The 22714-nt window shown below is 43.5% G+C and carries 18 protein-coding genes and 3 pseudogenes; 14 read left to right on the top strand and 7 right to left on the bottom strand.

Features of this window, described 5'->3' with window-relative positions; genetic code table 11:
- Positions 1–165: a ketopantoate reductase C-terminal domain-containing protein gene (locus tag L693_RS31070; protein WP_269320823.1), complete on the bottom strand. Its 165-nt coding sequence runs from the start codon at positions 163–165 to the stop codon at positions 1–3.
- A 119-nt stretch (positions 166–284) separates the two neighbouring features.
- On the opposite strand from L693_RS31070, the gene L693_RS0105250 reads away from it, so the two are divergent.
- The 3 genes from L693_RS0105250 to L693_RS0105240 all read left to right on the top strand — a co-directional run bounded on the left by L693_RS0105250 (position 285) and on the right by L693_RS0105240 (position 1766).
- Positions 285–656 (top strand): MmcQ/YjbR family DNA-binding protein, encoded by a 372-nt coding sequence (locus L693_RS0105250; RefSeq protein WP_025716365.1) that lies wholly within the window; start codon positions 285–287, stop codon positions 654–656.
- A gap of 110 nt (positions 657–766) precedes the next feature.
- The gene (locus tag L693_RS0105245) at positions 767–1393 is read left to right on the top strand and encodes a nitroreductase family protein (protein WP_025716364.1); all 627 of its coding nucleotides are present in this window, start codon (positions 767–769) and stop codon (positions 1391–1393) included.
- A 37-nt stretch (positions 1394–1430) separates the two neighbouring features.
- Positions 1431–1766 carry a VOC family protein gene (locus L693_RS0105240; protein WP_025716363.1) on the top strand — a complete coding sequence of 112 codons (336 nt, stop codon included), beginning with the start codon at positions 1431–1433 and terminating at the stop codon, positions 1764–1766.
- 89 nt (positions 1767–1855) lie between these two features.
- Here L693_RS0105240 and L693_RS0105235 read toward each other — a convergent pair whose 3' ends face one another.
- Positions 1856–5188 carry a DEAD/DEAH box helicase gene (locus tag L693_RS0105235; protein ID WP_025716362.1) on the bottom strand — a complete coding sequence of 1111 codons (3333 nt, stop codon included), beginning with the start codon at positions 5186–5188 and terminating at the stop codon, positions 1856–1858.
- Between the two features lie 148 nt (positions 5189–5336).
- Here L693_RS0105235 and L693_RS0105230 point away from each other — a divergent pair, with 148 nt between their 5' ends.
- Together L693_RS0105230 and L693_RS32300 are read left to right on the top strand one after the other, a co-directional pair.
- Positions 5337–6425, top strand: coding sequence for a site-2 protease family protein (locus L693_RS0105230; protein ID WP_025716361.1), 1089 nt, complete (start codon positions 5337–5339; stop codon positions 6423–6425).
- 453 nt (positions 6426–6878) lie between these two features.
- Positions 6879–8118, top strand: a pseudogene (locus L693_RS32300) (ISL3 family transposase).
- A gap of 80 nt (positions 8119–8198) precedes the next feature.
- On the opposite strand, the gene L693_RS0105220 reads toward L693_RS32300, so the two are convergent.
- Both L693_RS0105220 and L693_RS32295 read right to left on the bottom strand, forming a co-directional pair.
- Complete coding sequence (locus L693_RS0105220) at positions 8199–8867, bottom strand: TetR/AcrR family transcriptional regulator (protein ID WP_025716359.1); 669 nt, start codon at positions 8865–8867, stop codon at positions 8199–8201.
- Between the two features lie 666 nt (positions 8868–9533).
- Positions 9534–9797, bottom strand: a complete 264-nt coding sequence (locus L693_RS32295; protein WP_152380405.1) for a hypothetical protein — start codon at positions 9795–9797, stop codon at positions 9534–9536.
- Positions 9798–10245: 448 nt separating this feature from the next.
- On the opposite strand from L693_RS32295, the gene L693_RS0105210 reads away from it, so the two are divergent.
- Positions 10246–11046: an SDR family NAD(P)-dependent oxidoreductase gene (locus L693_RS0105210; protein ID WP_025716357.1), complete on the top strand. Its 801-nt coding sequence runs from the start codon at positions 10246–10248 to the stop codon at positions 11044–11046.
- 23 nt (positions 11047–11069) lie between these two features.
- Here the strand turns inward: L693_RS0105210 and L693_RS0105205 are convergent, their stop codons facing one another.
- Positions 11070–11336: a hypothetical protein gene (locus L693_RS0105205; RefSeq protein ID WP_049825063.1), complete on the bottom strand. Its 267-nt coding sequence runs from the start codon at positions 11334–11336 to the stop codon at positions 11070–11072.
- 306 nt (positions 11337–11642) lie between these two features.
- On the opposite strand from L693_RS0105205, the pseudogene L693_RS0105200 reads away from it, so the two are divergent.
- From L693_RS0105200 to L693_RS0105150, 8 genes and pseudogenes are all read left to right on the top strand, one after another.
- Positions 11643–11970: pseudogene (locus L693_RS0105200) on the top strand (hypothetical protein); the annotation flags it as partial.
- 223 nt (positions 11971–12193) lie between these two features.
- The gene (locus L693_RS0105190; RefSeq protein WP_025716355.1) at positions 12194–12481 is read left to right on the top strand and encodes a hypothetical protein; all 288 of its coding nucleotides are present in this window, start codon (positions 12194–12196) and stop codon (positions 12479–12481) included.
- Between the two features lie 409 nt (positions 12482–12890).
- On the top strand, positions 12891–13454 hold the full coding sequence (locus L693_RS0105185; protein WP_025716354.1) for a TetR/AcrR family transcriptional regulator: 564 nt from the start codon (positions 12891–12893) through the stop codon (positions 13452–13454).
- Between the two features lie 501 nt (positions 13455–13955).
- Positions 13956–14834, top strand: a complete 879-nt coding sequence (locus L693_RS0105180; protein WP_025716353.1) for an oxidoreductase — start codon at positions 13956–13958, stop codon at positions 14832–14834.
- 82 nt (positions 14835–14916) lie between these two features.
- Positions 14917–16344 carry an aldehyde dehydrogenase family protein gene (locus L693_RS0105175; RefSeq protein ID WP_025716352.1) on the top strand — a complete coding sequence of 476 codons (1428 nt, stop codon included), beginning with the start codon at positions 14917–14919 and terminating at the stop codon, positions 16342–16344.
- Between the two features lie 63 nt (positions 16345–16407).
- Positions 16408–17823 carry an MFS transporter gene (locus L693_RS0105170; RefSeq protein ID WP_025716351.1) on the top strand — a complete coding sequence of 472 codons (1416 nt, stop codon included), beginning with the start codon at positions 16408–16410 and terminating at the stop codon, positions 17821–17823.
- Positions 17824–17986: 163 nt separating this feature from the next.
- Positions 17987–18787 (top strand): annotated as a pseudogene (locus L693_RS0105165) (carbohydrate ABC transporter permease).
- Between the two features lie 1137 nt (positions 18788–19924).
- Positions 19925–20353, top strand: coding sequence for an AbrB/MazE/SpoVT family DNA-binding domain-containing protein (locus L693_RS0105150; RefSeq protein WP_025716350.1), 429 nt, complete (start codon positions 19925–19927; stop codon positions 20351–20353).
- A 74-nt stretch (positions 20354–20427) separates the two neighbouring features.
- Here L693_RS0105150 and L693_RS0105145 read toward each other — a convergent pair whose 3' ends face one another.
- Together L693_RS0105145 and L693_RS0105140 are read right to left on the bottom strand one after the other, a co-directional pair.
- A complete protein-coding gene (locus L693_RS0105145) occupies positions 20428–20607 on the bottom strand; it encodes an aspartyl-phosphate phosphatase Spo0E family protein (RefSeq protein ID WP_025716349.1) in 180 nt (59 codons plus the stop codon).
- A gap of 255 nt (positions 20608–20862) precedes the next feature.
- Entirely contained in the window at positions 20863–22242 is a 1380-nt protein-coding gene (locus L693_RS0105140; protein ID WP_025716348.1) for a helix-turn-helix domain-containing protein, read from the bottom strand.
- Between the last annotated feature and the right edge of the window lie 472 nt (positions 22243–22714).

Raw genomic sequence — 22714 nt, 5'->3', positions numbered from 1 at the left:
TTAGAGTGTACACCTACGTATGCGAAAAATCTCATGTAGTAGCTTTTCATATATTGTACGCGACTCTGGCGTAGTGAGTATAGCCCTGACGGAGGCTCCCATCAGAGTTGTGATTCCGCTCATGCTGGCAACAAATATATACTTCTGCCAAATTTCACGCTGAATATCATGACTTTGTGTAACTGTGAAGCCTGCATGATCAAGCTGACTGCGCGCATGAAGGTGATATAATAGGGCAGAAATAGGTTCATAGATCGATAACTGGAGCAGAGGAGAGAAGGCTGATGTATGAGGAAATTGTGGCGTACGGCCTGAGTAAAAAAGAGGCTATCAAGGATTACCCTTTTGGTCCCGAGACGCTGGTGCTGAAGATAGGGGGCAAGATGTTTGCTCTCCTGACTGAAAAGGATGGCATTAGCCATGTATCCCTAAAATGTGACCCGGTCATTGCAGAAAACCTGCGTGAGCAAAACAAAGCGATTAAACCAGGATATCATTTGAATAAAAAGCATTGGAACACGATAACGGTCGATCCTGCTTTCCCATTAGAGGATCTGTATAGCATGATTGATCATTCGTATGAGCTGGTTTTCAAGAGCTTGACCAAAGCGCAGCGTGAAGCCATTACGATAAGAATACGGGCAACCGAACTGTAAAAGGTGTGTTTGGCGATTTTTTTAGTTTTACTTGACAGAAAAAAGTAAAAAATATATTTTTAATTTAAAGATAATTCATTTAAAAATAATATCCGGGAGTGAAACTGAACATGGGCGAATTGGTGAATATTATTCAAGAGAGAAGATCAGCTTCTAAATTTATTCCTGAGGTTACAATAGATCAAAAAGAACTGGAAGAGATATTTCAGCTGGTGAAGTTTGCTCCATCGGCTTTTAATTTACAGCATGCGCATTATATCGTGGTACAGGATGCGGATACGAAACAAAGATTGCATGATGAGGCAAGTAAGCAATATAAAATATTGACGTCTTCGGCCACCATTGTGGTGCTGGGAGATACAGAGGCTTATACAAAAGTAGCTGAATACAATGAAGGTTTTCTGAATCTGGGCGTCTTGAGCAAACAGGAATATGACAGCACAGTGGAATCGGTGACCCAGTTTTACCGCGAGCGGGGACCTGTCTTCCAAAGGGAAGAAGCGATACGCAATGCCAGCCTGTCAGCCATGCAGTTCATGCTGATTGCCAAGGACAAGGGCTGGGATACCTGCCCGATGATCGGATTTGATCCGGAGAAGGTGCAGGAGGTATTGAATATTCCTGAACAATTCGTGCCAGTGATGCTGATTACCTTGGGCAAAGAGGATGAATCGGGACAGCGTCCACGCGGATACCGCAAGCCGGTTGGACAATTTGTGAGCTACAACGGATTCTAAAAATATGTGAATCATAAAAATAAAAGGAGTGATTGAGATGACATTAAAGACTGCTGGAATTCACCATATTACGTCCTTTGCAGGAGACCCACAGGGCAATGTTAATTTTTACGCAGGTGTGCTTGGTTTGCGATTGATTAAAAAGACGATCAACTTTGATGCTCCTGAGGTATATCATTTGTATTTTGGTAATGAACAAGGCAGCCCAGGAACGATTATTACCTTTTTTCCGGCTCCGCCTGGCTTTACCGTGGATGAGGAATTGAATGAATTGGGACACAAGCTGATGCTGCCTGAGTGGTATGAGCCTCAGCGCTCCGTAATTGAGTCCAATCTGGTTCCTGTTGAACCCAGAGTGATAAAACAGGATTAATTTGCCTGATCAGGACAATCACAAGATAAGCAAAACAGGCTCAATTGCGGGTAAGCTCTACCGTTAATTGGGCCTGTTTGATGTTTTGGCTAAATCATAAGCAGCTCGCGAATCTCCAGTTCGGTCAGTGCCGAAAGACTTTCTTGTCCCGGCTGGATGACCTGATCAATCAGGTTTTTCTTTTTCTGCTGTAGCTCATACATTTTATCCTCTACCGTGCCTTGGGCAACGAGACGAATAACCTGTACGACATTTTTCTGACCCATTCGGTGTGCGCGGTTGGCTGCTTGCTCCTCCACGGCGGGATTCCACCACAGGTCATACAAAATAACCGTGTCTGCTCCGGTGAGGTTCAGGCCAGTTCCTCCTGCCTTTAGGGAAATCAGAAACAGGTCGCGTTCCCCTTCATTAAACCTACTGCACAACTCTACACGCTCCGAAGCCGGTGTCTGCCCATCCAGATAGAAGTAAGGGACCCCTTCCCGAGCAAGCTCGCGCCTGATCATTTGAAGCATCGTTGTGAACTGTGAAAAAATGAGCATTCGCTTCCCGGCGCTGAGACATTCCGTAATGATCTCCAGCAGCTGCTCAAATTTGGCTGAGCTTCCGGTATACCCTTCGATGAACAGGGCTGGATGACAGCAGAGCTGACGAAGTCGGGTCAGACCTGCAAGGATTTTGATCCGGTTTTTCTGAAAGCCTTCCTCGTTGAGATGCTTCAACGTTTCATGCTGTAGCTTGGCCAGATAAGCCGCGTACAGCTTTTTCTGATCCGGCAGGAGCCGTGATACCTGAACGGATTCAATTTTTTCAGGCAGCTCCTTTAGAACATCACTCTTGCGACGACGCAGCAGAAACGGGCGAATCCGCTTGGCAATTACAGTGCGAGTCAGGTTGTGAAACGCTCGTTTTCCGCCGGGAAATAGCTCGGGAAATACAATATCGAAGATGGACCACAGCTCTTCCAACGTATTTTCTACTGGCGTTCCTGTCAGGGCAAAACGGTGGCGGGCTTTTACATCCTTAACAGCCTGCGCTGTCTGGGTCGCATGGTTCTTGAAGGCCTGCGCCTCGTCCAGAATGAGCGTGTGAAACGATAGCTTGCTGTACATATCCGTATCCCGGCGCAGCAGCGGATAGGAGGTGATGATGACGTCATAGCTGGCAGCATCCCGTATCATTCGGCCACGCTCCTCCGGGGTGCCATCTGCGATCGTGACGCGGATATGCGGAGCAAACTTCTCCAGCTCATTCCGCCAATTGTACACCAGGGATGCAGGGGATACGATCATGGCTGGCAGCTGCTGGCTGCGGATTTCCGGCAGCACAGACACAAGAAAGGTGATGCTTTGCAGCGTTTTGCCCAGCCCCATATCATCTGCCAATATGCCTCCAAAACGATAATGCGCCAATGTCTTGAGCCATTGAAAGCCGTAAACCTGGTAATCTCTCAAAATGGGGGCGAGCGTCTCTGGTACGGGAAAGTCGAGATGGTCAGGATTCCGTATATTCTCCAGCAGCTGGCGAAAGGTTTTGCCCAGCGTCAGGTTTTTCCCTTGATCGTGAGGATCAATCAAATACAGCCCTTGCGTAATAGGGATACGTATTTGTGCGGCATCCAGATCGCTTTTGCGAATCCCTGTTTCATTCATGAACCGGATCAGCTCCTTGTATTCCTCTGTTTCCAGCGGCAGCAAGGCACCATTCGGCAAGCGGTGATACTTCTGTTTTTCTTCTAACGATTTTAGCAGCTTGCGAATTTCAGCTTCCGGTATGCCCTCCATATCAAATGTAAATTCAAGCAAATCCGTGTGTTCATCCCACTCCACCCGTGTCCTCGGGACGGGCAGCGTGTTGTTGATTTTCGCCTTGACCGCACCTGTGGCATAGACTGCAAGCAGCTTCTCCAGTTGTGGCACGGTATGGTACAGAAAATCAAATTCCGCATTTTCATCCTCCATAAAGTATCCGCTGTCTGTCTTGGCAAAGGAGCTATGGTCCATCAGTTCCAAAATACGCTGCTCCTGTTCCCCGTCCCGGATCAGAATACGATCGTTACCAGGCATTTGCTCATCTGTTTCCAGCGGGTTGATCACGATATCCCCATATTGGAACTCCAGCGCTGCCAGCAGCTTGTCTCTAACCCGATCAAGGTACAGCTTCGCCTTTAATGGCTGCTGTGTGACCCGTTCAGAGACAGACCGGGACATGTGGACCCGTCCGAGCTTCATTAATCCGGGCACGACCTTATCCATAAAAGACTCCATCTGTGTCGGTGCAATCTGGATCTTTCGTCTGTGATGGATCTCTACCATCCGTTTTAGCTCGGACAAATACCGCAGCGGATCAGGCTTCTGTGGTACAAGCTTACCCTCGGCAATGACCACACCATAGTCCTCCATGATAGTCAAATCATCGAGTCCCTGAATACTGAGCTGATAGCCCTCGGTGTCGCCCTCGGCTTCATCGAATTCGAATTGCAGCGGCAGCATAGGGTCCGACTGGGGGATACCCTCGGTCATGTTTCCATGAATTTCAAAATGGACGCCCTGTCCCGCTGTCAGCAAGGGGAACAGCTTCTCCCAGGCCACAGGAGGGATAAGCAGCATTCGTTCCCCACTCATATGGCTGCTGGGGGACACATACGTACCTGAAGTTTCCCGAATCATGCGCTCATTGCGGTAAATCTGAACCAGCTGCTGGAGAATTGCGTCATGCTCCAGCCGGAAGCGGTGCAGCTGAGGCTCGTAGGAGAAGTTTTTCGTGAACATGTAGCTACTTCCCCGGTCGATACTATCGAGGAACGAACGGATTTTTTGAACGATATATAATCGTTTGGGTCCGGCTTTCATCTCCACGCCAAACATATATTTCTGGTAACCGTAGGCAAAAGGCCGGATCATGAACTGAAAGTCCAAGATTGCGCGAGTGTCCAGCATGGTAGGTGTGCTGCGAAGCGGCTTCTTGCTGCTGAACAGCTTTAACATACTGTCGGTCAGTTGGAGATCGCCTGGTGTGATGCCCGAGGAGCGCACGGTTTTAACCGCGTGATCATAATCCATTCCTCCCGGTGTATCCGGGGAAGTGCCGGGATGAAGTCTGGAAGCAAAGGAGCGTACGGACAGACTTTTTCCACGCAGCATATCATGCGCGTTAATGAGCACAGCAGCTATGTGCTTACAATACCGTCCGGTAGTCTGGAATGTACTACAGGTGCATTCTGCCCGGATATTGCCATTGGGACGGATCATTGCGGCAACGGCATAAAATCCGCTTCCTTTGACTGTAGCTTCGTATACACCTTCGTCATGGTCTATTTGTGTGAAGGCCACTTTTTTGGCCCGGTAATAGGCATCCCCGTCGTCATAAGCGGCTTGACTGCATAGCTGTCTGATGATCCGCCGGGTAAGTTCAAAGCTCATGGTACGTAATCCTTTCCTGGTTACTCCGTTTTCTTACATGATAACAGAACAGAAGGGAGGTTGGACACATAGGAGGTCGCTTGAGGTTTTTTACAAGCTGCACATAGCAGGATACAATGGAAGTGTTAGAGAAAGGAGACGGATACTTTTGCCAAAAGAAGACCAAAAGGCGGATTCCAAGTCCGGCTCGTCCAAGTGGTATCTCGGCAGTGCGGGAGCGTTGCTTCTTTTGAAGGGCAAGTCGTTGCTTGCTCTTTTGAAATTCAGTAAATTTGGCGGTGTGTTGTTCTCTATGGCAGCGACGATTGGTGCATATGCGATCATTTACCCATGGGGATTCGCGGTTGGGTTCGTGCTGCTATTGTTTGTGCATGAGCTGGGGCATGTATGGGCTGCCAAGCGTAAAGGACTACCCGTGTCGACACCGTTATTTATTCCTTTTCTAGGTGCGCTGATCACGATGAAACGCCATCCTTTGGATGCCCAGACAGAGGCTTATGTGGCCATGGGCGGCCCGTTGCTGGGCACGGTTGGGGCTATGGCGGTATACGCAGGAGCCTATGCAACCGACAGTCCGCTGCTATATGCGCTGGCATATGTAGGTTTTTTCCTGAATTTGATTAACCTATTGCCGATTCATCCGCTCGATGGAGGACGGATTTCCACAGCCGTGACACGCTGGTTATGGCTGGTAGGTCTGCTGGGTGGGATTGTCGTAATTGTGTATTTGAAATCCATTTTATTTTTCTTTATATGGGCGCTCTTCGCCTATGATCTATACAAAAAATATGTCAAACGCAATAAAGGGGAGGCCAAGGTTCTATCCTTTACGCAAAAGCCGTTGATTGATGTACAGCATCTGTACGAGCAAGGATATCCGTTGCCGGGACCGGAGCATACGCGTAGATTATCCTTTAATACCTACTCGGATCTGGAAGGACAGCAATATGTGACGGTATATATGGAAAGTCTGGACGTGGAGCAGACTTTCCTGCTGCCACAGCAGTGTCTTGTCCAACATGCATGGCTGAACGGGGTGGAGCATATCCCGACACCAGATGCGTACCAGCTCAGATTGCTGTGCGGGATCGATTATATTCCCTATGAAAACGATAAATATTACGAAGTACCCGCGTCATCACGCTGGAAATTCGGCATCGGGTACTTGGGCTTGGCCCTATTCCTGATGGGGATGATGTATGTGGTACACCAGCATATAGGGGATATTAGGCTGTGAGATAAGTGAATGTGAAGAGGCGCGTATCTGATACTTTCAGACCGCGCCTTTTTTTGTTTTTTGGGGAAGGGATGTATTTTCTTATTTTTTGAAATCAGAAGCTTCTATAGGCACTTTTCCTTTTATTAGGAACCATTTGTGATTCTTGTAATTTTGAATCATTCCAATATCAAAAATGATTGAATTTACATTGTTTTTCAAAAGGATGTCTCGAGAGCAACTTCGACAGCATCAAATTTACGAATGAATTTGATATCTACAGTCAATTCATTTTCATGGATCTGAAATTATTTTCACATTATCTGATACCACTTTATTATTTAATAATAGAGAAGCTTTTTTGGCTCAAAACCATAATCAGTGCTTGACAAAATAATCTGGAGCTAAAAATGGAAAAACATCTGCAATTCCTGTAAAGTTGTAAGTCCTACCAAACAACAAAGGGATTGACAGATGCCTATTCAGTATATCAACGAACTGCTTCATTTGCCAGAGTTAAAAATTCACCAAATCCTACACATCGCTACCGATGAGCTTCACATCGAGGCTTTTCCCGTCAGCGACAAGCAAGGTTGTCCATGCTGCGGGTCGGACCAACAGGTTATCCGCCAAGGAAGCAATGGGATGCGAATCGTCCGGCACCTTCCCGTGTTCGATAAAAAACGTATCTGCACGTGCCAGCCCTTCGGATGTTTTGTAAGCACTGCGAAACGGGATTTGTCTGGATGTATGAATTTGTCGCTCCCAAACAATGCTACAGCAAGCTCTTTCGATCCCATACCGTCGAACAATCGCTGGGTTCTACCGCAGCGCATAGCGCTCGCATGCAGCATACGCCGGTAAGCACCGTACAGCGCATGCATAATGAGGCCGTCCCGCTGGAGAGCGATCGGATCTATCAACAAGTATGGGAGGAAGCAAATGCATCATCCGATTTAGTTTTAGGTGTCGATGATTTTGCCATCAAGAAAGGCCACACGTACAATACCGGCATTCACAATCTCAAAGGCGAAACGATGCTCGATTTACTGCCAGGTCGGAAATTGGAAGCATTGCGGGCCTATACCAAGGAGCATCTGGAGTTCCTACTGCTGAATCCAAAAGCTGTGGTTATGGATTTGTCCCAGATTTACCATACCTGGATCAGCGAGTGTTTTCCCGTATGCCCTTCGCATCGCGGATCGTTTTCACGTTCATGGTTATGTGATCGAAAGCATGCAAGAAGTTCGAAAAACGGTTCAGCAGACCTTATCGCCGCGAGCGAGAACGTATTTGAAGGCGAATCACCGCTTGCTGAATCCACCGGCGGAATCGCTGAGTGAAGAGAGCCGAAAACGACTGGAAACGCTTCTGAACTATTCTCCCCTTCTCCATAGCGTGTGGGAATGGAAAGAAACATTCAACACTTGGTATGACTGCTCTCCCAGTTTCGCCGTGGCCCGGCTTGGATTTGAGCGGTGGTGTGAGCAAGGCAATTGAATAGACCATGCGGCGGTTCGCCGCACACTGAAGACGATGCAGAATCGGAAAGAGGAGATCGTGGCCTACCACCAATGCCTGGACCAACGCGACGGTGGAGGGCCGACATAATCGCATTAAGGCGTTTCAACGCCGTCATTACTTTACACGCAATCCTGATCGCTATAAAGCAGGTATTCTCATCGAATGTAACCGCCACCGACTAATTGGCTAACAGTCAAGTACTGATTTTGAGATTGAGCCGAAAATAATTAGCTTAAATCAAATAACAAATCATCAAAACGATTGCTCATCTCATAATGTCCGATTAAACTTTTCAACAATATGATCGATGATTGGATGTATGTTAGAGTCATCTACGATGGACATCTTTTCTGCTTTGAATAATTGAACCTTTTTGAATTGGTAATAATCGTGCAAAACTTGTTGAATGGAAATTTGATTATAAAGTAAATATTTTATATTTATGATCTCACGAAGCAATACATCATCTTGAAGTAAAATGAATTTTTCATTAATTTGGTTGAAAATCCCTTTGTCTTTCCCAAATTGATAAAACTTCAGAGTTTGCTGTTCGCGCTTATTCAGAGTTCCTTTCAACAAATCATATAAATCCGTATAAGCTGATTGAAGGTCTTTTAAAAACACATCCGAAATCTTTCCAACAAGTGATACGGATTGTTCAAACAATTGTTGAAACCAGATTCCGAAAGATTTCTCGTCGTTTTCTAATTGGGGATCTTCAAGCTCGTTAATATAATCAACAAAAACCCGAACAACGCCTTCGATCACTTCTTCTTTGGAAGAAAAATGCTTGTACATCGTTGCTCTGCTAACATCCATATGCTTTGCAATATCATCCATCCTTAAATTATGAAAACCATCTTTCATGACAGAGGAGATTAGCTTTTTAAGTAATTTTATCTTCGATTTATCTTGCTGACTCACTAATGGTTTAGTCATGGTTCTTCCTCCTTTGAAACTCTCCTTATATTATACATGACAGAAGCCATACAATAAACGTTGAATATAAAAAAGATGTTATATGTTCATCTTGTTTAAATTCTCAATGGTACTTGTAATCATCAATATAGATTGCTGACCGATGATTTACTCAAACTCACCGTTGCGGATAATTTTCAAGTTAACATCCACATGGATGCTTGCCTGACTGTATTATTTTCTCCAATCTTCATCCGTAAGAGATTTTCCTCGTACAAATGCCCTAAATTTGCTTTCAACATAGTGAAGGGTGATGTCAGTCTTTGTATAAAGCCCTAATTGAACAGGAATGTTTAGCTTAACAAAAATGTTACTTTATTTTGTTATACTCAATTATTGAGGCATGAGGACCTTCCTGTCTTTTCCACGCAATATGATTCTCCACGCTGTCTTAAATGGCAAGGTTTTAGGGCTATCCTTTGTTGGGATTGTAGAAGTTAGTCTCGATGATTTGCAGTAACCAACAGAAAAAATACCTCGAAAAGAGGAGGCATTGCATGCTTACCCTTCCAAAACGAGATTCGGTCAACCGTAAATGATTATTTCCTCAATTTGAAATGCCTTCTTCGCCCTTGGTAAGCAAACTAACGGTCTTGGTGATTGCTTCCTTTGTCTCGTTTGGCGTTTTCAATGCACTAGGGTCGTACGACGGACCAAAAGGATTTGTCGGGGTCCAACGGTAGCTAAGGCCATGACAGCAGTCAAAAGAATACCAGGGGTGAATGTAGTTCCCACCAGCCCGGCGTTTTGTGCATTCATTAGCTCTTTTATTTCCTTTTGTTGGACTGAAGCACGCTCGGTTAGATTATCGACCTTCTGTTCCAATCCGTACCATGCCATTAATCTAAATAAATCGGGATGCCATAGCAAAATCGAAAACTCTTGCCGCATAACCCGGAAGATCATTAGGTGTGGAGTTACTGCCGCTACTACTGCCAAACATTTGACGGATTTAAAGCTTGTGGGCAAATGCGCAGCTAAAAAATCCACATTAACTGGTTGTTCATTTAATACCGAATCACCGAATCTAAGATATGATATACAAAATATTTATTATAGACAATTTATATATATATCGTATAAAATGAATTATGCCGACGATGCACTATAGTAGTCAGTGGAGGGATAGTGAATGAACAATGAATTTCCAATCTAGTTTTTGACTGAATTTAATTTCATTTTATTAAGGTGTTTTTTGACTAAAAATTTGACTACTGCTAAATACGAAGTCAAAAATCGTCAAATTTCTATCGATACAAAAGAGTCCTTGTTCTTGTAATGGATGGCGTTGCTTAGGGTAAACTAATCAGTATTATAAAGATAAAAAGGAGAGATTAACATGGATCTTAATTTAAAAGGTAAACGTGCACTTGTTACTGGATCAAGTAGCGGATTAGGGATGGCAATGGCGAAGATGTTGGCTTCAGAAGGCGCAGATGTAATTGTACACGGCCGTGACGAGGCACGCACCTATTCAGTTGTAGAATCCATTCGTCTCAATGGCGGATCTGCTGTTGCCGCACTGGGAGATCTGACAACAGACACTGGTGCAGATGCAGTTGCGTCTGTTGTCTTAGCTGGTGGATCTGTACACATTCTAGTTAATAATGCAGGGTTTTATCGACATCTTAATTGGATGGATGCTTCGGCAGATGAATGGAATGAAACCTACAATATAAATGTGGTTTCGGGTGTTCGCATGATTCAAAGATTGGTTCCTCAAATGCGTGAACAAAACTGGGGACGAGTAATTACGATTGGCGGCGGTCTTGCGTCTCAACCGATGAACACCCATCCGCAGTATAATGCAACTCTTGCGGCACGTCATAATCTTGCAGTGTCCTTAGCACGCGAGCTTAAGGGTACTCGTATTACCTCGAATGTTGTGTCACCTGGTGCCATTCTCGTTGACGCAGTAAAAGAATTGGTTGAACAAATAGGCCCTTCTCGCGGGTGGGGCGAAATTTGGGAAGAGATTCAACCGAGGGCTGTCGAGTCCCTGATTCCGAATGACCGTGGAAGATTTGGTTATCCGGATGAAATTGCTGCTGCTGTAGCATATCTTTGTAGCGATTATGCAGAATATATTAGCGGCGCCACGATCCGTGTAGACGGCGGTTTAATCCGGGGAGCATTCTAAGACTTTCATTTGGATAATAGGGATCAGATTGTCTCCAGATTTTTCTCTATGCTTTGAATTTGAACTTCATTAATTCTTCCATGCTTGTACGCAATAAGTCGCTCAGCAATAATATGATAACTCCAGCTATCGGAGTATCGATCCTCATTATGAATTGCAAAACCTATCGGCAAGCTGTCATTTCTCATGCCTATACTTACAGCCATGGGAGCGATGCCAAGGTAATCAGCTGCAACTTTACAGGTAATTTTGGGTAAGCTTCTTATTTCTTCATCCGTGTATTTTCCCACACAACTCACCTCTAGTCATTGTGATATATTCAGACATCATTTTTAGTATTATTTCGACAAATGTAAATGTTTTCCTGTCCTTATGCTATCTTGCATCAGTCAAATTAGCGTCCATATTCGGGTCTAAAAATACTAAACCCTTCAGACTTATTTATTCTGAAGGGCAGCATTATAAGTTATGTTGTTGTGTGTTGTTAAGGGACTCTCTATCTTTGAATGAGACAAGAACCTTGGCTAATTATTAGGGAACAGACTAATAGAACTGCCCCTATCATTTTCCCTCGAGTCCCTTAGTCGGAATTTACCAGAAACAGCGGGATTGACGAATGCTTGTTCAAATCGATTTTACGGAAGCTCGATTTTTCGCGATTTGCAATTCGAAAAGGACATCGTATCTTTTAGCGGCGCCCAGAAGAAGAAGGCGCTCATCGCGAAAAGCCTCTCCGAGCGGGTTCATTTACATGTTTGGGACGAACCGCTTAATTTTGTCGACGTCATTTCCAGGATGCAAATCGAAGAGCTGCTTCTGGAGCACGCTCCGACCATCATTTTCGTGGAGCATGACAGCGAGTTTTGCAAGCATATCGCGGACAAAGATTGCAGACCCTACAGACTAACCTTTTCTGGAGGATGAATGTGATGATAGAGGTTGTAGATGATTTTGTGAACCGGTTCATTTCAAATGATGCGGTTCACAAAAACAAAATGCCGGAGGATTACCATTTTATCGACAAATGCACGTAGCGATCCGTTCTGCAAACGCATCGTGCTTTTCTCTTCGCAATTGGTTAATGACGTATTTAAGGCGCCGGCTGACGGTTGCTTTTGTACGTTTTCTCCGGCGGTAAGGAGAAGACATGAACCCAGTCTCGAAATATGAAATGATTCGCCAAGTATTGTCCGAGTTAAAGCAACCCTCGTATAGGTATTCGCAAATTACTGAAGCGATATTCAAGCTAAAAGTCGGTGAATTCGATCGGATGGTCATACTGCCCAAATCTCTGCGTGAAGAATTGATTCAGACGCTTGGTCCGCGGGTCTGTAGCATCTTTCCAGCAAAAGAACTCACATCGAGTCAGGTCAGCAAGGTACTGGTTACCGGACATCTGATTCTAACCAGATCGAAAGCTTTGTTCGGGTCTTGAAGTCAAAAGGTATCAAAGTCACTATCCGAACTCAATTCGGATCGGACATTAACGCGGCATGCGGTCAGCTTTACAGTACAGAATAACCCTTCGTTGAGAAGCTTTATCATTTGAGAGACTGCTTCCGCTGCCGTTCAAGCCGGGCGCAAAGTCGCGATGCCGGCGGATATATGCCTGAGCCTTGGAAGTGGAGGTAAATGTTTGCTGGGACAGATCGGCATTCGCGGGGCATATTAATGATGAAGGCCGGCTGATTTGGTGCGTCGAACGGTCAATGGCTTTCGGCGGATAACCGAAATGTTCGGGTTAAACTGCATAATCTATCTTTCGTTAAACTTCACTCGAATCTTGCATTTGCTTGACAATTCTCGCTGCCTCATACTAATGTTAGAAACAAGAGGTGGAGCAGATGAGTAAGAAAGAGGATATTATGACTGCCACGCTTGACTTGATTCATGAAGAAGGGCTTCAATCGGTAACCTTCGCCAAATTATTTAAGCGAGCAAATGTTGGTTCAGGCACTATTTATAATTATTTTGCCAGCAAAGAAGATTTGGTGAATGCGGTTTATAAAAAAGCTCGGGTGCATTGGGGCGAATGCCTGCTGCAGGGTTACGAACCGAGTGCGAGCTTATATGAACGATTTAAGCGTATTCAGCTAAACAGGTTTCATTTTGGCATTAACTTTCCAAAAGAGTTCATGTTCATAGATACCTATTCCTTTTCGCCCTATATATCGATCGAGCTTCGCGATATGGCGGACACGCATAATTCATCCAAGGTAATCGAAATCTTGATCGAAGAAGGCCAGTCGCAAGGAATGATCAAAGAGATGGATTCGCATCTGTGCTCTCAGCTGATTCATGGTATCGTTGCCGCGATTCTAAAGGGGTATTATGTTCAGAAATATCCGCTGAACGACTATCAGATTCAGCAAATCATTGAAGCTTCTTGGAAAGCAATACTCGTTTGACGCCGACCGTTTTACGGTGGCAAAATAATGACTCGCGTGAAGGCCACACAGGAAAAAGTGTGCCCCTCGCACTGGTCATTTTTTTTCTGTGTCGATCGGGGGCTCGAAGCCGGGAACGTATGAAGTTGTGAAAACCTTCCCGGGAAACAGAACAATTCGCACCTGTTTAACTGACAGTCCTTTGGTAGACCACGGTTTCAATGGGCGGTTTGGCGAATAGGGAAAATCAAGGTGGTTCTATGTATGCCACATTTTCTCAATTAATGGAACATAAATTCCACTTTGGCGTTAGCTCCAAGTTGAACGCAGATTGATTTGCTAGAGTGGCACACTAATATTAAGACTTTTTACCTCAGAAAATTCGACGTAATAGTTGAGGAAAAGTCTATTTTGGAATGTTTCGCATGGAATATTCATTCCGAAAAACCTTGACCAAATAAAGATGAAGAGCTATACTGAATATGGAACAAACATTCCAAGAACAATTTTAGGAGGCTTTTTATGTCTAAAGTTTGGTTGATTACAGGTAGTTCCCGCGGCTTCGGCCGCAGTCTGGCAGAAGCGGTATTGGCAAAAGGGGACCGATTGATCGCAACGGCGCGCAAACCTGAGCAAATTGCCGATTATACCGAGCGTTACGGTGATCAGGTGCGAATTGTTCAGTTGGATGTTAATAACTACGAGCAAGCTGAAGCAGCCGTTAAAGCCGCATTCGATACATTTGGTCGACTAGATGTTCTTGTTAATAATGCCGGTTACGGTAATGTGTCGTCCATTGAAGAAACTCCGATAGAAGACTTCCGTGCCCAGGTTGAAACGAATCTGTTTGGCGTTGTGAACGTCACAAAAGCCGCTCTGCCGCTGCTCAGAGAGCAAGGTCATGGTCATATCGTTCAATTTTCCTCGATTGGCGGCCGTACAGGGGCACCGGGTCTTGCGCCTTATCAAGCGGCAAAATGGGCGGTTGAAGGCTTCTCCGAAGTACTGTCCAAAGAAGTTGGTCCGCTGGGCATAAAAGTTACGCTGATCGAACCGGGCGGCTTCCGTACGGACTGGGCCGGATCTTCCATGCAGCATATCGAGCCGCGCGACGAGTACAAGGATACGGTTGGCGGTTTGCTAAAGCATCTGCGCGATGTTACCGGCAAGGAAAACGGCGACCCGAATAGAGCTGCTCAAGCCATCATTACGATTGTGAACGAAGAAAACCCGCCGCTTCGCCTACTGCTTGGCAGCGACGCCGTTATGATTGCCAACGCCGTGGATCAGGGCAAGCTGGCCGAAACGAAGTGTTGGGAGAAGCTCAGCCTTTCGACAGATTTTGAAATGAAAGCATTGGATCCAGGTGTCACACGTATGTACGACGAACTCGAGAATTAAGTTGCAGACAGTTCATCATCCTTGCATTCCCTAATCTCGCGCGTGAAACATAACGAGCTCAATAACAGGAGGAATTAATCTTATGCGAAAAATTAATCGAATTTATATAAACGGAGAATTTGTTCAACCCTCGGGGACTGACGAACAAGTCCTCATTAACCCTTCTAACAAAGAAGTCATTGGCAGTGTGATACTTGGGAATGAAGAAGATGCTAAGAAAGCTATTGCAGCTGCCAAAGAAGCGTTCAAGACATTCAAACAAACATCTGTGCAGGAGCGCCTTGAAATGCTTCAACGGTTACACGACGCCATCCTGGACAAAATGGACCCCATGGTTGAAGCGAATATCAACGAATATGGCGCCCCGAGAAGGATGGCTGTTGGCCGCGTGAAACTTGCAGCAAATAATTTCTTGGATACCAAACAAGCATTGGAAAAATTTGAATTTACACGTTACATTGCTACTGCCAAAATCGTCTCGGAACCCATTGGTGTCATCGGTATTATCACTCCTTGGAACGCAAGCTATTCCCAAATTACAGCGAAGTTATCTGCCGCAATTGCGGCGGGATGTACGGTTGTCATTAAACCAAGTGAGCTTAGCGCTATTCAAACTGATGAGATCGTCGAGGCCTTCCATCAAGCTGGTTTACCAAAAGGTGTTATAAACATCTTGAATGGTTACGGAAATACGGTCGGAGCCGAAATGACCCGTAATCCAGATATCGCAATGATTAACTTTACAGGTTCAACACGTGTCGGAAAAGAGATCCGTAGAGGAGCAGTTGATACGATGAAACGTATCACACTAGAACTTGGCGGCAAATCACCGATCGTTGTATTGGATGATGCTGATTTTGTAAAAGCTATTCCGATTGCCGTAAATCAAGCTCTAACTAACAATGGTCAGGCTTGTATTGCGGGTTCTCGTCTTCTTGTTCCGGAGCATCGCCTGGAAGAGGTGAAGAAGCTTGCTAAAGCGGCTATTGAAGCTGTGAGCGTAGGTATGCCTACAGAAGAAACCACAACGCTTGGTCCGATCATTACTGATAAACAATACCAGAACGTTCAGCGGTATATTCAAATCGGTATTGATGAAGGAGCAGAATTGGTAAGCGGAGGACTTGGTCAACCCGAAGGTCTCGAAAGCGGATATTTCGTAAAACCAACTTTGTTTGCGAATGTTACAGAAGACATGACGATTGCGAAAGAAGAAATCTTTGGCCCTGTACAAGCGATTCTCACTTACAAAACAGAAGAAGAAGCCATTGAGATGGCTAATAATACTTCATATGGCCTCGCGGCCTATATCCACTCCGGTAGTATAGAGAAAGCAAACGAACTTGCTTCCAAACTCGAGGCGGGAACCATTCTCATTAACGGGGCTGTTCACGAAATGAAAGCACCGTTTGGTGGATTTAAGCAATCGGGTATTGGCCGGGAGTATGGTGAGTATGGTATAGAAGAATGTTTGGAAACAAAAACCATTACTGGGCATGGCCAAAACTAATCGTAACCACGGGCGATTTTTGAATCCATTACAAAACTTGATTAAAAGAAAGGTTGTTTAAGTATGCGTACATCTAAGAACATTACTTTGATGTTGATTATCGCGTGCCAGCTGATGATCGTACTAGATGCGTCTGTAATGGTAACGGCACTGCCTGAAATTGGTCGCTCTTTACAATTAACCACGACAAATTTGACTTGGGTTCAAAATGCCTACATTTTAGCTTTTGGCGGTCTCTTATTGCTTGGTGCTAGATTAGGCGATATCTTGGGCCGTAAGCAGGTATTTATGTATGGTATCGCGCTCTTTACGCTTTCTTCACTGCTTGTCGGTCTAGCCCAATCGTCAGAATTCTTGCTTATCACTCGCGCCATACAAGGCGTAGCAGCTGCGATGGCTACACCTTCTACGCTCGCGTTGTTGTCGGTGACTTTTACTGAACCCAAAGAAAGGTCAAAGGCAATCGCCTTGTATAGCGCGGTCAATGGGGCTGGGGGAAGTGTAGGGATCATCCTTGGCGGAATATTGACTGACCTCGTATCATGGCGCGTTGGAATGTTCATCAACGTACCGATTGGAATAGCGCTGCTCATTTTGTCTCCACGTTATTTACCCAAGACTGAAAAAGCTTCTGGAAGGTTGGATATATATGGAGCATTAACTTCTGTCATAGGGATGACATCATTAGTATTTGGTTTTATTCAAGCATCAGAAAAGGGATGGGGCGCAAATGGGACCATCACTCCCCTTATTATCGGCGTTATTTTAATGGCATTGTTTATTCTCATTGAGTCGCGTGTGAAACAACCAATTACACCGCTTCGCTTATTTGCCAATCGTGATCGGACTGCGGGTTATTTAGGAAGATTTTTATTTGTCGGTGGCGTGTTTTCTATGATGTATTTCATGTCACAGTTTTTACAGATCGTACTTGGGTTTACCTCTTTTGAAGCCGGTCTTGTATTTGTACCGATGACTGCGGTTCAGTTTGGGATGATGTATGTCGTTCCTAAACTAATAGGCAAATTCGGAAACGCTAAAGTATTAATCCTTGGTATTATCGCTGCAATCCTAGGAATGAGCTTGCTAAGCAGAGTCTCAGTGGATACACACTTTTTCTCAGGAATTATTATTCCGATGATCATCCTGGGAATCGGTGCCGGCATCGTATTTATTCCATTTACGACATTGGGACTTAAAGAAGTAGAATCTCGTGATGCAGGTGCTGCTTCAGGTCTAGTAAATGTGTCGCATCAAATCGGAGGATCTGTAGGTTTGGCAATTCTTGCAACGGTTTTTGGTGCTGTAAGTCAATCGTCGAATCCTTCAAAATCTGAATTTGCTAATGCGGTTACCGCATCCATTACAGGGTCAGCGTTATTTTTAACCTCATCTTTGATTGTTGTCGTTATACTATTGCTGCTTCGTGAAAAAAAATCTACAACTCAATCGGTCTTACAAACTGCCCGCGCAAAATGACACACTTAGTTTAGTTAGTTACAAAGATCTTAGAGCACTTAAACATAAGCTCATGATTCAAAGGGAACTGATTCCCACGATTAACTCATGTACATTCATTCCAAAAATATTTTTAATTGATAAATCACGCTTCGCCTGCTGCTTGGCAGCGATGCCGTTATGATTGCCAACGCCGCTGCTGTGCGTTGGCGCAGTGGTGTCCTTCTTCCCCATCTATATGGCGGTGATTAATTCATTTAAAACGCAGGGTGAAATGTTTGCATCCTTTACGGCGCTGCCGACGAAGCTTCACTTTGAAAATTACAGTCAGGCTTTTTACCAGACCCATTTGCTGAACAGCGCCCTAAATTCCACGATCATTTCTTTTATCGGAATAGGCGGTATCGTGATCTGTTCGGCGCTGGCGGGCTACAAGCTGTCGCGTACACGGGGAAAAATGAGCAGTGCGATCTTCTTCCTGTTTGTCGCCTCCATGCTGATTCCGTTTCATTCCATTATGATACCGCTTACACGAATGGCTAAGAAATTGTCCGTCCAAGGCAGCACGTATGGTCTGGCACTGATCTATATCGGTTTGGGTGTGAATATGGCCATCTTTTTGTATCACGGATTCGTCAAATTCATCCCGCGTGAGCCGGAGGAATCGGCACAGATGGACGGCTGCAATAAGTTCCAAACTTTCTTTCGCATTATATTTCCTTTGCTGCTGCCGATCACCGTCACGATTGCGATTTTGGATTTCCTGTAGATTTGGAACGACTTTTTGCTTCCATTGTTGATGCTGACGGATGTGAACCACTACACCCTGATTCTATCGACGAATATGCTGTTTGGCGAGTACAACAAGGACTGGTCGCTCATTCTGGCTGCACTTGTGTTGACCTCTATCCCGGTCATCCTGATCTATGCATTCTTTCAGAAATTCACCATGGAGGGGATTGCGGAGAGAGCCGTTAAGGGCTAAGAGAGGATGTGGATAAGCCGGGGTGGAAATGTAAATGAGGCGCCACTGCGCAGTCGGATGGTGCTTCCCATCGCTAACACAAAAGCCTTCCTATAAACAAGGAAGGCTTTTGTGTTGGAACGGCTGCACATTCAACTTTCACTTCGAGAAATTAGCTTATAATAATAAATAAAAGCGTAATTATTCTCAAAAATAGATATATACCAGAAACCCATTTTCCGATTTTAGCTGCTTTAGGATTTTTGTATCCAATGATTAAACTAGGAATAAAGAAAATACTGGATTTTATTACCTCTGCCTTTTCTCCAGCTATACAGGATGCGCCCGTTATCATTTTTCGGATTTCAGTCGAAGAAAAACCGCCATCTCACGTTGAGAAAGCGGTTCGATTCATTATTTGCTAGTATACTTTCAGCGTGTTGTCACGACCTTCTTTCGGCCGAGATGATGCGCATGTATGTGAAAATTCGAGAAGTGAAAGAGTTTAAAGTTGTTGCATTTGTCTCCTATCTACTGCTGCTTGTTTTTATTATTTCTTAATTCACCATTCAAATTAAGAAGAATGCCTATTATTATCGATCCATAGAAGTAAAACGCACTGGCGTTTGGTCCTTCAAAAATATTAATACCCATTGCTCCGAAAATCCAAGACAGTACCCATACAGTACCCATACAGTACCCATACAGCAATGAAGGTACCAATAATATAGAATGCAATCATAATTGTTCTCCCTTCAATTCCTGATTATTCTTATATAATAAGCCCAATTAAAGGCTGAAGATATGTTTAGCTCGTAATAATAAATCCTCCAACCATTCTATGAATGATTGGGGGATTTATTCGCTACAGGTTTTTCACATTATCATTTACCAATTTTCTAGTTGCTTCCTTATTCAAAAGAAAGGATTACTTTATCCTCATTCGCATCACACCGCCCCTTAAATTAATTTTAACCGCCTTACAACGGTAACATAGTAAGGAATCATTTGTATATTTTTTTAGATAAAATGGAAATTGATGCTAAAGTATCATATTACCACTTTTATCCTTTCGGTTATAAAATTTCACTCGCAAAAGGCATATATTACTATATTTTTAAAAAATAAGGATCATAAAAATCGAAGGAGTGAGCACGTTTGAGCGATGCGTTAATGACAAGAAATTTAGACAGTTTGGGGAGAATTGTAATCCCCATAGAAATAAGAAGGCGACTTGGTATTAACAAGGATACGCCAATGGAGTTTTTCACTACGGAGGATGCTATCATCATGTGTCGAGTAAGTAACGTATCATGTCTGCTATGTGGGGAAACCAAGCAATTGATTCAGCATAAAGAATCTTATGTATGTATATATTGCGCAAATAGTCTCAAAGGTAGTCCAATCCTAGAAGCTCAGCTACCTCCTGCAACAGAAGATATTCAAAATACATCTGATGCACAAATGATTAACCTATTGCTAGACCTTATGAAGCAGTATCCTGGTGCTTCCATGAAAACCTATGCCAGATTGCTGAAAATCTCACGAACCTATGTATATTTCCTTAAAAAAAGGTTGGAGGAATAACGTTTTTAAAGAAATATGCACTACATAAAAGGCGAGTAATCTTATTAAAAGTTGCTCGCCCAACTCCATTATATTTAAACAGTCGGTTTTTTTTTACGTCTATAATAAGTATATTGATATTGATTGATAAGTTCATCCAGAACCATTGATTGTTTGAGTACGCTAGGGTGACCAAATCCATATTTATTTTGAAGATCATGCAGTTTTTGTCTAGCTGTTTCTACATGCTGACTCAAAATGTTGTCGGTTTGCATCACAATTCCTCCCTCGTACTCTTATTTTAGGGATTCATGTGGAAACCATTAAAAAGTATATGTTTGGTAAAAAATCTATTAAAAACAAGAAAAAGACCCACTTTTAGCGTAGGTCTTTTTAAAACTAGATTTATTAAATTTCGCCGTGATGTGCTGGAGAAATTTCGCCGTGATGCGCTGGAGAAATTTCTCCATTACCACTACCTGGAGGTATAGGAACAATTACAATAGCCACTGCTATAATACTGGCGACCATTAATGCCAAAATTCATCTTCGTCCACCTCTTTAATTAAATTTTTGTAAGTTTCATCTACCTTTGAAGATGCATGTTCGCTATAATTCTCAAACAGCCGAACACATTTATTTATATATGACTTGTTATTAATTGTACTAGACTTTTCCAAACAAGTTAACAAAAATTTAAATCCATCCGTGAATTTTCCTTTGGTCAAATAATACACTGATAATTCCTTTGAAAAATGTATAAAGCGAACGTTAATAAATCGTTGGCTATATCTACCTTCATTCACCTGCTGCTCCATATATGATGCTATTTCAGAATCAAATTTCTGAAGAACTCCATCTACATTAATATTATATTGGTTAGCGGCTTCTATTATGATATCAAGCGCAGGAAGAATTTCGTCTTTTCTTTCGGAAAAGTAAGATACATAATCGGGAAGTACGCTTACTTCACCTGCGAGAATCCTATTTACAAATGTATTAGCACCTGCCCACTCCTTAAATTGGTTCTTCCATTTCACCGTCGTTTCGTCCGTTTCCTGTACCCAACTTAAATCATCATATTTTTGGATATGCTTAAAGCCTGCTGCATAGTCTTTTTTAGCATCACAGACTTCTGCTTGAATTAAATGCGCAAACGCCCAGTACACAAATGCAGGATAGAGAGATCTTTTGTTATTTTCATCATGAACAACATTGTTGTTCTTACTAAATTTGTATTGTACTTCAGCTTTTTTGGCTAAAACTTTAGCGAATTTATCAGCCTTATCCCATTTGCGCAACGAACGATATGTATTCACTAAAGCCCTTAATGCATCCAATTGGTCAGCCTCGTCCAATCGTTCCACGTAATATTCAAATTGAATGGCCGCTTCGTAGTTCTTTTGTTGGTCTTCTCCCTGCCTAGTGAGAAATAATCGGTAATGGCAAATCGACAAGCGCTCTGAATACTGTTTTTTCTCAGTTAGTGCCACGTTTTCATACAGTATAGCCGCTGCTTCATACAAGCGTTCTTCAAAAAAATGTTCGGCTAATTCGAATAATGGAGTTGCATAACCTAATTTATCCAACAACATATCTACAGCTTGCCGTATGCAATCCAATTTATTCAATTTTGCACAATTTTCCAAAAGAGGACTCATTCTTCGCCAGTTAAGTTCGGTGTCGGCCAAATACTCAGAAATATACTGATTGTAATAATAACCGGCGGGGTGCCCCATAGCGTCGGTGAATCTATCCAATTGATAAACTGAGAGCTTGCGATTCCCGTTGACGAAACCGCTAATTGTGCCAGGATTCATATCGGTCTCCCTGGCTAAATCGCTTACACTTAATTGTTTTGTTTTCATGTGACGAAGCAAGTCTGCGAGTATCGTGGTTGTGTTGGACAAAATAAACCACTCCTTTTAAATCAACTAGGATATCATTCATTTTAAAACACAAATCTCACAATCAAATGCTAAAAATGATAACTTTGGAAATAATTATACCATCTTATGGGTGTTTTTTATATAACTTTCAATGATTTACTTTATGCAGACATAAAAGTTTTTTGAATTTTTCGAGTCCAGCTCATATAGACTGAACTTACACGGTGCATTGCAAGGACAACAGCATTTGGCTGTTCTGTGCCATGATTGCCTAAAGAAAGAGTTGTGTACAAATGACACAGCTCTTTCTTTAGGTATAATGCTTTGTATTATGTACAAGCGAAGCGGTCGCTTTTGTCCCCGGATTTTTACCTTAAACATAGAATTTATTTAAGAAATCCGGGGGGCGGTGGCGCTGGAAAGCACCATCCGACTGCGCAGTGGCACGATAGGAAGCTTTTAATTTCAAAATGCGAGGTCTAACTCCACCGTC

The organism is Paenibacillus sp. 1-18, assembly GCF_000520755.1.
Classification (GTDB): domain Bacteria; phylum Bacillota; class Bacilli; order Paenibacillales; family Paenibacillaceae; genus Paenibacillus; species Paenibacillus brasilensis.
The sequence above is the reverse complement of the archived record's forward strand: the minus strand, read 5'-3'. Positions and strand labels throughout refer to the sequence as shown.